The 13,779-nt window shown below is 60.7% G+C and carries 12 protein-coding genes; 9 read left to right on the top strand and 3 right to left on the bottom strand.

Annotated elements, in window-relative coordinates; translation table 11 throughout:
- On the bottom strand, positions 1-597 hold a 597-nt coding region (locus tag ACM6I5_RS26265; protein ID WP_414884962.1), incomplete at its 3' end, for a retention module-containing protein.
- Positions 598-1,189: 592 nt separating this feature from the next.
- Between ACM6I5_RS26265 and ACM6I5_RS26260 the strand changes: the two genes are divergently transcribed.
- From ACM6I5_RS26260 to ACM6I5_RS26250, 3 genes are read left to right on the top strand one after another with little or no spacing between them, the layout of a single operon-like run.
- Positions 1,190-2,548 carry a TolC family outer membrane protein gene (locus ACM6I5_RS26260; RefSeq protein ID WP_017337112.1) on the top strand — a complete coding sequence of 453 codons (1,359 nt, stop codon included), beginning with the start codon at positions 1,190-1,192 and terminating at the stop codon, positions 2,546-2,548.
- 18 nt (positions 2,549-2,566) lie between these two features.
- Positions 2,567-4,726: a type I secretion system permease/ATPase gene (locus ACM6I5_RS26255; RefSeq protein WP_414884961.1), complete on the top strand. Its 2,160-nt coding sequence runs from the start codon at positions 2,567-2,569 to the stop codon at positions 4,724-4,726.
- A gap of 10 nt (positions 4,727-4,736) precedes the next feature.
- Positions 4,737-6,092, top strand: coding sequence for an HlyD family type I secretion periplasmic adaptor subunit (locus ACM6I5_RS26250; protein WP_414884960.1), 1,356 nt, complete (start codon positions 4,737-4,739; stop codon positions 6,090-6,092).
- A gap of 130 nt (positions 6,093-6,222) precedes the next feature.
- On the opposite strand, the gene ACM6I5_RS26245 is transcribed toward ACM6I5_RS26250, so the two are convergent.
- A complete protein-coding gene (locus tag ACM6I5_RS26245; RefSeq protein WP_017337109.1) occupies positions 6,223-6,819 on the bottom strand; it encodes a tRNA-uridine aminocarboxypropyltransferase in 597 nt (198 codons plus the stop codon).
- A gap of 4 nt (positions 6,820-6,823) precedes the next feature.
- A complete protein-coding gene (locus tag ACM6I5_RS26240; protein WP_017337108.1) occupies positions 6,824-7,717 on the bottom strand; it encodes a LysR family transcriptional regulator in 894 nt (297 codons plus the stop codon).
- A gap of 359 nt (positions 7,718-8,076) precedes the next feature.
- On the opposite strand from ACM6I5_RS26240, the gene speB reads away from it, so the two are divergent.
- The 6 genes from speB to ACM6I5_RS26210 all read left to right on the top strand — a co-directional run bounded on the left by speB (position 8,077) and on the right by ACM6I5_RS26210 (position 13,649).
- Positions 8,077-9,027, top strand: coding sequence for an agmatinase (speB, locus tag ACM6I5_RS26235; RefSeq protein WP_017337107.1), 951 nt, complete (start codon positions 8,077-8,079; stop codon positions 9,025-9,027).
- Positions 9,028-9,036: 9 nt separating this feature from the next.
- Positions 9,037-9,459 (top strand): YybH family protein, encoded by a 423-nt coding sequence (locus tag ACM6I5_RS26230; RefSeq protein WP_017337106.1) that lies wholly within the window; start codon positions 9,037-9,039, stop codon positions 9,457-9,459.
- A 54-nt stretch (positions 9,460-9,513) separates the two neighbouring features.
- Positions 9,514-11,025 carry a purine-cytosine permease family protein gene (locus ACM6I5_RS26225; RefSeq protein WP_414884959.1) on the top strand — a complete coding sequence of 504 codons (1,512 nt, stop codon included), beginning with the start codon at positions 9,514-9,516 and terminating at the stop codon, positions 11,023-11,025.
- A gap of 127 nt (positions 11,026-11,152) precedes the next feature.
- Positions 11,153-12,532: a sodium:solute symporter gene (locus ACM6I5_RS26220; protein ID WP_414884958.1), complete on the top strand. Its 1,380-nt coding sequence runs from the start codon at positions 11,153-11,155 to the stop codon at positions 12,530-12,532.
- 84 nt (positions 12,533-12,616) lie between these two features.
- Positions 12,617-13,342, top strand: a complete 726-nt coding sequence (locus tag ACM6I5_RS26215) for an MBL fold metallo-hydrolase (protein ID WP_414879629.1) — start codon at positions 12,617-12,619, stop codon at positions 13,340-13,342.
- A gap of 55 nt (positions 13,343-13,397) precedes the next feature.
- The gene (locus ACM6I5_RS26210) at positions 13,398-13,649 is read left to right on the top strand and encodes a phosphopantetheine-binding protein (protein WP_017337102.1); all 252 of its coding nucleotides are present in this window, start codon (positions 13,398-13,400) and stop codon (positions 13,647-13,649) included.
- Positions 13,650-13,779 lie beyond the last annotated feature (130 nt).

The raw sequence follows: 13,779 nt of genomic DNA, 5'->3' as shown, positions 1-13,779 counted from the left end.
GGGATGGTCTGGCGTTTCAGGATCATTCGGAACATCCGGGGCATCGGCACCAATCGGCGCTGCAGCCGCGTTACCGCCGTTATCCGGATCACCGGCCAGACGTTCCAAGGGAAATTCAGGAATACCGTTGAAGCCGGCGGTAGGGAAACCGACAGTCGGATCGACCCGCCCGGCCACTTCTTCCAGCAATACAAAACTGTGACCACCGCCCGCGGCACCACCAGGTGCGCCCTGTTCACCCGGCCCCGCGGCCGTGGCTTCCGCTGTCTGGGTCGGGTCATCACCCGCCGCGATGGCTTTTTGCACTCGTTCGACGTCGGACAGTTGCGCCTGCGTCGGCGTCGCCGCTTCGGCTGTTTCCACATGGGGCACCTGATGCGCGAGCAGCTGCGAATTCATTTGCAGGCTGCTGCCACGCCCGAGGGTCAGTTCCTGGCCATTTTGCAGATGCACCGCCACCGCGCCTTCGGCACCGGTGACCAGTTGATCGCCGGCGTACAGCCTGTCCCCCTCGATCAAGGCACGTCGGGTGCCGTCGCTCGCTTGCGCGAACACCTGACCAATGACCTTAGTGACGATACCGATGAGCGTTGCCATGTGCATTTCCTCCGCTGCCAACCGCTGTCGGCATCCTGTTGATTGCGAAGAACGTGCTCATGGCGTGAGCGGGTGACCGGCGGAACGTCTACCGGGCGGCGGCTTGCCTGAACAAGCCGCTGCCCTGGCGACTTCTCGCCAAGCGTGTCGCCCATGGGCGAAGTGTCTCGATTCGGCATAAAACCCAATGCAATCAATTACATCGGAATGCTGTTGCGAAACAACCTTACCTACGGGCAATGCGTAACGGTTTTGAACCAACGAGTGACAAAAAACCGTCACCCAAAAAACCGTAGCGCATCCCTCCCCTCCAGCACTTCTTCGCCCCACATCGATAAGTGGATTGAACTTTTCCCAGCCCTCAAGAAGCTCCCTAAGGCTCGTAAATCAAGGGCTTTCGGATTGAACAATGTGCTGGATTTTTAAGAGCGCATAAGTTTTTTTTGACATAACAGTTATGAGAAAAACTTCTAAGGTTCTTTTGAGAATGTTCTTAGCTCTGATGTTACAAGTATGAAACGGTTTCACCCATAAATGCCGTCAAATATTTGGCGACTGATAAGCACCATTGGGACTTCAGGGAGATGTATCCATGCGCCGATTGACCCCCGTTTGCAGTGCGATTCTATTGGCCATGGCCTGCACTTCTCAGGCTCAAGCCATGTCGTTGACCGAGGCGATCCAGAGCACCATCGCCACCCACCCGGAACTCGCCTCACGTGTAGACAGCCGCCTGTCGGCGGATGAGGACGTGAAAGTCGCCAAGGGCGGTTTTTATCCCTCTGTTGACCTGAATGCCGGCTACGGGCGCGGGTACAGCGACAACACCAACACCCGCGCCTTCGGCAATCACCACACCGAGATTCTGAACTACACCCAATCGGAACTGCGCTTGCGGCAGATGCTCTTCGATGGTTTCAACACATCCAACGAAGTCGAGCGCACCAAAGGCGTGGTCAACTCCCGGGCCTATTACGCTCAGGGCACCGCGCAGGACCTGGCCCTGCGCACCATCGAGGTCTATCTCGAAGTGCTCAAGCGCCGCGAACTGGTGACCCTGGCCAAGAACAACCTGCAGGCGCACCTGCGGGTCAACGACCAGATCGGCCTGCGCACCCAGCGCGGTATCGGCAGCAACGCCGACTCCGATCAATCCGTGGCTCGCCGGGCACTCGCGGAGAACAACCTCGATACTGCCGAAGTCGATCTGGCCGATGCCGAAGCGAATTTCTATGCCGTGACAGGGCGCATGCCCGATGAACTGGAAACACTGCCGTCGATCAAGGGCGAATTGCCGGCCACGATCCAGGATGCCCAACAGAGCATGGTCGACAACAACCCGTACCTGAAATCGGCCCAGGCGGATGTGCAATCGGCCGAGAGCCAGTACGAAGTCGCCAAGTCGCCGTTCTACCCACGCTTCGACGCTGAAGCCGCGGTGGGGGCAAACAACAACATCGCCGGCGAAGAAGGCCACGACAACGAATGGCGCGTCGGCGTCGTGATGAACTACAACCTGTTCCGTGGCGGCAGCGACAAGGCAAGGCTGGCTTCCGACGCACACAAGATCAATCAGGCCATGGACATCCGCAACAACGCCCTGCGCCAGCTCAACGAGAACATCCACCTGGCGTGGAACGCCATGCTCAACGCCCGGAAACAAACCCCGACCGCCCGCGAATACGCGGAAACCACCACCCGCGTTCGTGCGGCCTACCAGGACCAGTTCGGCCTCGGCCAACGGACCCTGCTGGACGTGCTCGACAGCGAAAACGAGCTGTACAACGCCAATCGCCGCTACACCGAAGTGCGCTACACCGAGGAGTACTCGATGTACCGCGTGCTGGCGAACATGGGCCAGTTGCTGAGCAAACAACGGGTGGTGCTGCCCGCCGATGCGATCGCCCGGACCGAAGTGAAGAACGAAGCCCGTCTGCCTGAATTGCGGTAGTGCAATGGAGCGATCAATGTGACCAGCATGGAACCCGGCAACACCGGTGTCGATCCGCGGCTGAGCTTCGATGACCCGCTTCTGGACGGTCTGCTGATCCTCTGCAAACTTCATGGCGCGACGGTCAGTCGTGCCAGCCTGAGTGCCGGGCTGCCAATGGCACACCAACGCTTGAGCCTGGACCTGCTGCCGCGCGCAGCGGCCCGGGCCAGTTTGCAGGCGCGGCTGTTGCGCCGTGACCTGGAAGACATTTCCGCGCTCAACCTGCCTGTGATGCTGATCCTCAACAACGGCCGCACCGCCATCCTGCGTCGCTTCGGCGATGACGGCCGCTTGCTGATTCTGCCGAGCGAAGCCGACGGTGGCGAGCAGTGGGTCAGCCGTGAAGAACTGGCCGAAAACTACAGCGGCCAGGCCTTGTTCGCCCGGCCACGGCATGAACTCGAAGACTTGCGTTCGCCGCTGGTGCCACGGGTGGAGGCGTGGTTCCGCGACACCTTGAAGCTGTCGAAATGGCTGTACAGCGATGCAATCCTCGCGAGTTTCCTGATCAACCTGCTGGGGCTGATGGTGCCGCTGTTCGTGATGCAGACTTACGACCGGGTGGTACCGAACCAGGCGACTTCAACCTTGTGGGTGCTGTCCATCGGTTTGCTGATCGGCACCGGTTTCGAGCTGGCGCTGCGGGTGGTTCGCGCACACTTGCTGGACACCGCCGGGAAGAAAACCGACGTGATCCTGTCCGCAACGCTGTTCGAACGCATCACTGGCATGTCGATGAAAGCGCGCCCGGCGACCATCGGCGGTTTTGCCCAAAGCATCCATGACTTCCAGGGCCTGCGCGAATTCCTCACCGCCGTCACGCTGACCAGCCTGATCGACCTGCCATTCGCCGTACTGATGCTGGTGGTGATCGGCCTGCTCGGTGGCTGGCTGGTGGTCATTCCGTTGCTGGCATTCCCGATCACCATTCTGTTCGCCATGGTGATTCAGGTGCGCCTGCGCGACACCGTGCAAAAAAGCCTGGCACTCGGCGCCGAACGCCAGGCCCTGCTGATCGAAACCCTCGGCGGCCTGGAAACCCTCAAGGCCTGCAGCGCCGAAAGCGAGCGCCAGCACAAATGGGAAAGCACCCACGGCGCCCTCACCCGCCTCGACAGTCATGCGCGCAACCTCTCGGCGCTGGCCACCAACGGCACGCTGTTCATCCAGCAGTTCTCCGGCATGGCGACCATCGTCGCCGGGGTCTACAGCATCATCGCCGGCAACCTCAGCGTCGGCGCACTGGTGGCGACCTACATGCTGGGCAGTCGCGTGCTCGCACCGCTGGGGCAGATCGCCGGGCTGATCACCCGCTATCAGCAAGCGCAACTGACCATGAAAAGCACCGATGCGCTGATGTCGCTTCCGCAAGAACGCGACGCGAAACAGCGGCCGCTGGAACGCACGCAACTGCAAGGCGCACTCGACGTCAGCGGCGTGACCTTTCACTACAACGGCCAGAACGCCCCAGCGCTGGCCAACATCAGTTTCAGCCTGAAACCCGGTGAACGGGTCGGCATCATCGGGCGCAGCGGCTCGGGCAAAAGCACCTTGGGGCGTCTGATCATGGGTTTCTACGAACCGGAGGAAGGCCAGTTGCTGCTCGATGGCCTGGACCTGCGGCAACTGGACGTCGCCGACCTTCGCCAACAGATTGGTTACGTGGCCCACGACCTGCCGCTGCTGGCCGGCAGCCTGCGCGACAACCTGACCCTCGGCGCGCGTTACATCAGCGACTCGCGGATGCTGGAAGTGGCCGAGCTGACCGGCGTGACCGAACTCGCGCGGCAACATCCACAAGGCTTTGACCGGCCTGTCGGCGAACGCGGGCAATTGCTCTCCGGCGGTCAGCGTCAGGCGGTGTTGCTGGCACGCGCTTTGTTGCTCGACCCGCCAATCATGCTGCTCGACGAACCTACCAGCGCCATGGACAACAGCAGCGAAGATGTCCTTCGGCAAAAACTTCACGGTTGGGTCCAGGGCAAAACCCTGCTGCTGGTGACCCACCGCACCTCGATGCTCAGCCTGGTGGACCGGCTGCTGGTACTGGACAACGGGCGGATCGTCGCCGACGGTCCGAAAGAAGCGGTCATCGATGCACTGCGCAAGGGCCGTGTCGGCTCTGCGGCCGTCTAGGAGTCCGCTTATGGCATCTTCACAAGGTTCACGCGGCTACTTCGACAGCTTCAGCAAAAGTGCCGAAAGCGAGTTCATGCCGGAAACCGCCGGCGCCTCGTTGCAGGATTCCCCGCGCTGGTCGCGGATCACCGTATGGCTCGCCGCCGCGCTGATCATCAGCGCCGTGGTGTGGGCCAGGTTCGCGGTGTTGCAGGAAGTCACCATGGGTGAAGGCAAGGCCATTCCGTCGAGCAAGGTGCAGGTGATCCAGAACCTGGAAGGCGGCATCGTCACCGAGATCTTTGTGCGCGAAGGACAAATGGTGAACAAGGGCGACACGCTGCTGCGCCTGGATGACACACGGTTTCTGTCGAACAAGGGTGAAAGCGAGGCCGATCGTTACGCGTTGACCGCGCAGGTCGAACGCCTGTCCGCCGAGGCCGAGGGGCGGCCGTTCAAGTTGTCGCCGGAGGTGATCGCCAAGGCCCCGCAAGTGGCCGAGGACGAGCGCTCGCTGTACGAACAACGGCAACGTCGCCTGGCCAGCGAACAGCGCACGCTGACCGAACAACTGCGGCAGAAAACCCAGGAACTGGCGGAGTTTCGCTCGAAACAGAATCAATTCAGTTCCAGCCTGGCGCTGCTGCAACAAGAGATGAACATGTCCGCGCCGCTGGTGGGTACCGGGGCGGTTTCGCCCGTGGAAATCCTGCGGCTCAAACGCAGCGCGGTGGAGATTCGCGGCTCACTGAATGCCACGACGCTGGCGATTCCTCGTGCGGAATCGGCGATCAACGAGATCAAAAGCAAGATCGATGAATCGGAACAATCCTTCCGTTCGGACGCGGCGAAAGAGCTCAATGAGAAACGTACCGATCTGTCGAAAATCACCGCGTCGAGCATTGCCATTGATGACCGAGTGAGCCGCACGACGGTGGTGTCGCCGGTGCACGGGATTATCAAGGTGCTGAAGGTCAACACTATCGGCGGCGTGGTCCAGCCGGGCAGCGACATGGTGGAAATCGTGCCCATCGAGGAAAACCTGCTGATCGAGGCCAAGGTGCGCCCGCAGGACGTGGCGTTCCTGCATCCGGGGCAGAAAGCGATGGTCAAGTTCAGTGCGTACGACTACACGATTTACGGCGGGTTGAGCGCGAAGCTGGAGTTGATTGGTGCGGACACGATTACGGATGACAAGGGCAACAGCTTTTATCTGATTCAGGTGCGCACCGATAAAAATCACTTGGGTGGGGATGTGAAACCGCTGCTGATCATTCCGGGGATGGTGGCCACTGTGGACATCATCACCGGTGAGAAAAGTGTGCTGGATTACCTGCTGAAACCGGTGCTTAAAGCCCGGACCGAGGCGATGCGGGAGCGATAGGTCCGGCGGGAATCTTCATTGGCTGTGCAATGGCTATCGCTGGCAGGCCAGCTCCCACAGGGAACTTGTGAACGCCACAGATCCAGTGTGGGAACTAGCCTGCTAGCGATGGGGCCGGTACAGACACGACTTATCTGTCGCCATGATTACGCTGGAAGATTTCCTCCCCCATCGCCGCAATCTGTCCCTCGATCAGCGCCTCGAACGGTTTCAACAACGGCTCGAAACTGACAGGCGCTTCCAGCACCTGCAACGCCTGAACAATCGCCTCCACCGTCGACAGCGCCCCTGGTCCCGGCGCCTTGCGCAAGCGATACCGCGACACGCCGCCCTCCACCAGGGTCACTCGGGGCAACGCCGCCAACAGCGGATTGAGGTGCAGCATTTTACGCGCCTTGCGCCAAGTGCCGTCCGGTACGACCAGCAACAGCGGCTGATCGTTTACCGCGTACGCCTGCAGCGGTTGAGCCTCCTCGCCAGGAAACAACAGCCGCGCCTGATAGCCCGGCTGATTCAACAGTGCCGGCAAATCGTCGAACACCTCACCCACCATCAACTCGGCATTCTTCAACCCCAATGCCGCCAACCGCGCGGTGTTCAGCGCATGGTTCACTTCGCTCGGATGTTGCAGCAACAACACCCGAGTGCGGCTGTCGAGGCTCGGGATCAGGGGGCACAGGCAATGGGTTTGCGGACGCAGGCAGCGGGCACACTGGATTCTGGACATGGTTTCAAACCTGATTGAGCTGTGCTTTGAGCAAATCGCGGAAGGTCTGGATCAACGGTTCGCGACTGCGCCCCCGGCGCACGATCATCGAGAACGGCGCCTGGTAGCCGAAGGTCGCCGGCAGCAACACGCGCAAGTCCCCCTTGTCTGCCCAGGCCTGGGCGTAATGCTCCGGCAGATAACCGATGTAGGCGCCGGACAGCACCAGGATCAGTTGCGCCTCCATGCTTTCCACGGTCGCGGCGCTGTGCTTGAAGCCATGGCGCGCCAGTTCGGCCTGGCTCCAGTAACCGCGCCCCACCATGCGTTGCTGGGTGATGACTTGCTCGGGGATGCGTCGCTCGGTGAACAGCGGATGGCGGCTGCTGCAGTACAACCAGTGTTGTTCACGGTACAGCGGCATATAGACCAGCCCGCTCATGCGCGTGGAAAACGCGCCGATGGCGAGGTCGAGACGGTTGTCCTGCACGCCGAGTTGCAGTTCGTACGGGCTCATCACCGAAAGGTGCAAATGCACCGCCGGGTGTTCCTGACTGTAGGCGCCGATGGCCTCGGCGAAAGGCAAGGCCTTGTCGCTGACGGTGGAGTCGATGACGCCGAGGTTCAGCGTGCCGCGCAGTTCACCCTTCAGCGCCGCCGCGTATTGCTCGAAACCTTCGAGTTCGCCGAGCAGGCGCAGGGTTTCCTGGTGGAACAATTCGCCTTTGCTGGTCAGGCTGAAACCGCCCCGACCGCGATGGCACAGCACCAGGCCAAGGGCCGCTTCGAGCTGGCTCATGTAGGTGCTGATCGCCGAGGTCGAGAGGTTGAGCTCTTGCTGCGCGTTGGCGAACCCCTGATGACGGACCACGCTGACGAAGATGCGTAACAGTTTCAGGTCGGGTAAAGCGTTGGCCATGGGGGCTCCGTTTGCAAGGTCATGCGTGTTGCGCTTTTGTGGCGAGGGAGCTTGCTCCCGCTGGGTTGCGAAGCGGCCCTACAACCATTCACCTCGTAGTGTCAGACGGACCGCATCAGCCGATTTTACGACTGCTGCGCAGCCGAGCGGGAGCAAGCTCCCTCGCCACAGGAGTGCGGCACATGGCCGCAAGTCTATCGTCGTGCCAACCATTAGTTTAGAAAAATCTGAACTAAGTATTTGCCCGTAGCGATTCTTCCCGACCACTGCATTTCGCAGAATCGGTCCCTAACGGTGCCCGAACCTCCCCGGTTCTGCGCAACCGACATAAATAAAACAACGACGATGAGGCCTTACCCGTGGACAAGATTCTTCACCAACCACTGGGCGGCAACGAAATGCCGCGCTTCGGCGGCATCGCCACCATGCTCCGACTCCCCCATGTACCGACCGCTGCCGGTCTGGACGCTGCCTTCGTAGGCGTGCCGCTGGACATCGGTACTTCCCTGCGTCCCGGCACCCGTTTCGGACCGCGTGACATCCGCGCCGAATCCGTGATGATCCGCCCGTACAACATGGCGACCGGCGCAGCGCCGTTCGATTCACTGTCGGTTGCCGACATCGGCGACGTGGCCATCAACACCTTCAACCTGCTGGATGCCGTACGGATCATCGAAGAGTCCTACCACAAAATCCTCGAACACGATGTGATCCCCCTGACTCTGGGCGGCGACCACACGATCACCCTGCCGATCCTGCGTGCCATCCACAAGAAGCATGGCAAGGTCGGCCTGGTGCACATCGACGCCCACGCCGATGTGAACGATCACATGTTTGGCGAGAAGATCGCCCATGGCACCACCTTCCGTCGCGCCGTCGAAGAAGGTCTTCTGGACCCGGACCGCGTCGTGCAAATCGGTCTGCGTGCGCAGGGCTACACCGCTGACGACTTCAACTGGAGCCGTAACCAGGGTTTCCGTGTGGTTCAGGCCGAAGAGTGCTGGCACAAATCCCTGGCACCATTGATGGCCGAAGTGCGCGAGAAAGTCGGCGGCGGGCCGGTGTACCTGAGTTTCGACATCGATGGCATCGACCCGGCCTGGGCACCGGGGACCGGCACTCCGGAAATCGGTGGTCTGACGACCATTCAGGCGATCGAGATCGTTCGCGGCTGCCAAGGCCTCGACCTGGTCGGTTGCGATCTGGTAGAAGTCTCGCCCGCTTATGACACCACCGGCAACACCTCGCTGCTGGCCGCCAACCTGCTGTACGAAATGCTCTGCGTACTGCCTGGCGTGGTCCACCGCTGAGGATCGGTCATGAACGAACGTGATCAGGTTTTGAAGGCCGCCGCCGATCTGGTGTCCGCCTTTGCCCGTAACGATCGCGAAGCCTACTTCGGCGCGTTCAGCGCCGATGCCAGCTTCGTCTTCTACACCCTCGAGCAGCCGCTGCTGTCGCGCGATGCCTATCAGGCGTTGTGGGACACCTGGCGTTCGGAGGATGGCTTCGAGGTGCTGTCGTGCACCTCGAGCAACGCCTTCGTCAGCCTGCAGGGTGACGTGGCGATTTTCATCCATGACGTGGCCACCGAGCTGCGCATGCAAGGGGAGCAACACTTCAGCCAGGAGCGCGAGACGATTGTTTTCAAGAAACAAGCGTCTGGCCAAGAACAACAAGGCCTATGGCTGGCCTGCCACGAACATTTGTCCGCGATGCCGGAAGGGCTGCCAATCCCTTAGCCAAACAGGTGACGCTCACACACGATGAGCGCGCCTTTATGATCGGAGCAGATCATGAATAACAACAACAACGACCAAAGCCTTACGCATATTGAAACCTACGGGGTCGAACAGATCCCGGACAACGAACGCACCGCAGGCCCGACGGACTTGTTCCGGATGATCTTCGGCGGTTCCAACACCTTTGCCACCGCCGTGCTCGGCAGTTTCCCGGTGCTGTTCGGCCTGTCCTTTCAGGCGGGCGTCTGCGCGATTGTGCTGGGCGTGTTGCTGGGTTCGCTGATCCTCGCGCCCATGGGCCTGTTCGGCCCGATCAACGGCACCAACAATGCCGTGTCTTCCGGTGCACACTTCGGCGTGCACGGGCGGATCGTCGGGTCGTTTCTGTCGCTGCTGACCGCCATCGCCTTCTTCTCGCTCTCGGTGTGGAGTTCGGGTGATGCGCTGATCGGTGGTGCCAAACGCCTGATCGGCCTGCCGGAAACCGACCTGACCCTGGGCCTGGCCTACGGTCTGTTCGCGATCCTGGTGCTGACGGTGTGCATCTACGGTTTCCGCTTCCTGTTGTGGGTCAACAAGATCGCGGTATGGAGCGCCAGCCTGTTGTTCCTGTTGGGGCTCTTCGCGTTCGCCGGTCCTTTCGATGCGAATTACGCCGGCACCGTGAGCATGGGTCAACCGGGCTTCTGGGCCGCCTTTATCGGCGCCGCGCTGGTGGCGATGAGCAACCCGATTTCCTTCGGCGCGTTCCTCGGTGACTGGTCGCGCTACATCCCGCGTGACACCTCCAAGCGCCGGATCATGGCTGCCGTGGTGATCTCGCAGATCGCAACGTTCATCCCCTTCCTGTTCGGCCTCGCCACCGCGACCATCGTCGCGATCAAGGCGCCGGACTACATCGCGGCGAACAACTACGTCGGTGGCCTGCTGGCCGTCTCGCCGAGCTGGTTCTTCCTGCCGGTGTGCCTGATCGCGGTGATCGGCGGCATGTCCACGGGCACCACCTCGCTGTATGGCACCGGGCTGGACATGTCCAGCGTGTTCCCGCGTGTGCTGTCGCGAGTCAAGGCCACCCTGTTGATCGGTGTGATGTCGATTGCCTTCATCTTCATCGGACGCTTTGCGGCGAACCTGGTGCAGAGCGTGTCGACCTTCGCCGTGCTGATCATCACCTGCACCACCCCATGGATGGTGATCATGATCATCGGTCTGCTGGTGCGTCGCGGCTTCTATTGCCCGGATGACCTGCAAGTGTTCACCCGCGGCGAGAAAGGCGGTCGTTACTGGTTCACCCATGGCTGGAACTGGCGTGGGCTGGGTGCCTGGATCCCGAGTGCCTTGGTCGGTCTGTGCTTTGTGAACCTGCCAGGGCAGTTCGTGGGTGTGCTCGGCAACCTGGCGGGTGGCATCGACATCAGCCTGCCGGTGACCCTTGGCCTGGCCTCGGTGGTGTACCTGGCGCTGCTGAGCCTGTTCCCGGAACCGGCTGCGGTGTTCGGGCCGAATGATCCACGCAGCAAGGGCACGGATTCGCTCGGTAAACCGGCGATGCGACAAGCCGCCTGATTCGACACAAACGGTGATCAACGGAACCTCTGTGGCGAGGGAGCAAGCTCCCTCGCCACAAAAAGCGGCCTGATTGCCACATTGATTTTCGCCTCACCATAAAAAAGACAATCGGAGACACGCCATCATGGCATTGGATTTATTCGTCGTTCTCATATACGCCGCCGCGATGCTGGTACTCGGCTACTTCGGCATGCGCAAGGCCAAGACCAACGAAGACTACTTGGTCGCCGGTCGCAACCTCGGCCCGACCCTGTACATGGGCACCATGGCTGCCACCGTTCTGGGCGGCGCATCCACCGTGGGCACCGTGCGTCTGGGTTATGTTCATGGCATCTCCGGTTTCTGGCTCTGCGCCGCACTGGGCTGCGGGATCGTGGCGCTGAATCTGTTCCTCGCCAAGCCGCTGCTGAAGCTGAAGGTATTCACCGTTACCCAAGTGCTGGAAAAGCGCTATAACCCGATGGCTCGTACCGCAAGCGCGAGCATCATGCTGGCCTATGCGCTGATGATCGGTGTGACCTCGATCCTGGCAATCGGCACCGTACTGCAAGTGTTGTTCGGCCTTCCGTTCTGGTTGTCGGTGATTCTCGGCGGTGGTGTGGTGGTGATCTACTCGACCATCGGCGGCATGTGGTCGCTGACACTGACCGACATCGTCCAGTTCGGTATCCAGACCGTCGGCCTGATGTTCCTGTTGCTGCCCATCTGCTTGTACCGAGTGGGTGGCTGGGATCAACTGGTTGCACAATTGCCGGCGGCCAGCTTCAGCTTCACCAGCATCGGCTGGGACACCATCATCACCTACTTCATGATTTACTTCTTCGGCATCCTGATCGGCCAGGACATCTGGCAACGGGTGTTCACCGCACGAAGCGAAAAAGTTGCGAAGTATGCCGGTACCTCCGCGGGCATCTACTGCATCATCTACGGTCTGGTCTGTGCACTGATCGGCATGGCCGCTCACGTACTGATCCCGGATCTGGACAACGTCAACAACGCTTTTGCCGCTATCGTCAAAGTCTCGCTGCCGGACGGCATCCGTGGCCTGGTGATCGCTGCAGCCCTGGCTGCCATGATGTCCACCGCCAGCGCCGGCCTGCTTGCCGCATCCACCACCCTGACCGAAGACCTGCTGCCGAAACTGCGTGGTGGCAAACAATCCAACATGAACGTTAACCGCCTGTTTACCCTGCTGACCGGCATTGTGGTACTCGGCATCGCTTTGGTGGTGAACGACGTAATCAGCGCATTGACCCTGGCCTACAACCTGTTGGTGGGCGGCATGCTGATCCCGCTGATGGGTGCAATCTTCTGGAAACGCGCAACCACTGCCGGCGCGATCGCCAGCATGGGCATGGGCTTCGCCACCGCGCTGGTGTTCATGATCAAGGACGGCATGGACGCCAACACCCCGATCTACTACAGCCTCGGCGTGAGTCTGGTGAGCTTCGTGCTGGTCAGCTTGCTGTCCCGTCGCCCGGCAGTGGCGGCCAGCGCCGCCTAAGCTGAACATAACGACTTGATGCTTTCTTCGACGGGTGTGGCGTCGGTTGCCACACCCGTTTTTTTCGCCTGGAGAAAACCTTTGATGAAGATTGTTTCTCGCGATCAGTGGTTCGAGGTCAAACAGCTCAGCGACAGCATCCGCCTGATCCACGAGCCTTACATCCGTCCTTTCTACCGCTGCAACCTCTGGCACATTCAGGGCCGCGACAAGGACCTGCTGCTGGACAGCGGCTCCGGGCTGGTGAGCCTGCGCGAGCAATTGCCGTGGATTACCGAACGGCCGCTGGTGGCCGTGGCCAGTCATTGCCATTTCGACCACATCGCCGGCCATCACGAATTTGCCGAACGCCTGGTGCATCCCGCCGAGGCCGATATCCTTGAGGCACCTGACGGCGAAAACGATTTGAGCCGGGCATTCGTCGGCGACGACATGTTCGAGGCTCATCCCGATTGCCCGCTGTGCTACGCCGAATACCGGGTGAAAGCCGCACCGGCCACGGGGATGATTGAGGATGGGGATGTACTGGATCTGGGCAATCGCGTGTTGCAGGTGCTGCACACACCCGGGCATTCACCGGGTGGCATCAGCCTGTATGAGGCGGCAACCGAGACACTGTTCAGTGGCGACATTATCTACGACGGGCCGCTGATCGAGGACGCCTACCACTCCGACCTCAATGACTACGCGCGCAGTCTGCAACGCTTGCACGAATTGCCGATCCGCACCGTGCATGGCGGTCATTTCGGGAGTTTTTCCGGGGAACATTTGCGCAACATGATTGACGAGTGGCAGCGCTCGCACGCCTGAAAACTGCTGTACTCAGCGCAGGGAACAACAATACCAACGCCCTTGAAGAACCCTCATGAATAGAGCCGACGTACGTGCCGCTGTGCATTGTTTCATCAGCCGCCTGCTGGAGCGCCAGGATGACGTCGACGATCACGCCAGCCTGATGGAATTAGGGTTGGATAAAGCGGACATCGAAGACCTGATCTTCCATCTGGAAGATGAGTTTGGGTTGACGGCGTTTACGGCGGAGGAAGACCGGATGCTCACGACCGCCAGGACGGCGAACGATTTGAGTCGGTTTTTGATGGAGATCGCGCGGGATTGAGTCGGGTTCGCAAACGCGCCCCAATTGGCAAACAAGATTGTGGCGAGGGGATTTATCCCCGTTCGGCTGCGAAGCAGTCGTAATCCGCCTGAGATGGTCCGCCAGATATAACCCGGTTGAACGGTCTTAG

The sequence above is a fragment of the Pseudomonas sp. IT-P171 genome, from assembly GCF_949767765.1.
Lineage (GTDB): Bacteria > Pseudomonadota > Gammaproteobacteria > Pseudomonadales > Pseudomonadaceae > Aquipseudomonas > Aquipseudomonas fluorescens_B.
The sequence above is the reverse complement of the archived record's forward strand: the minus strand, read 5'-3'. Positions and strand labels throughout refer to the sequence as shown.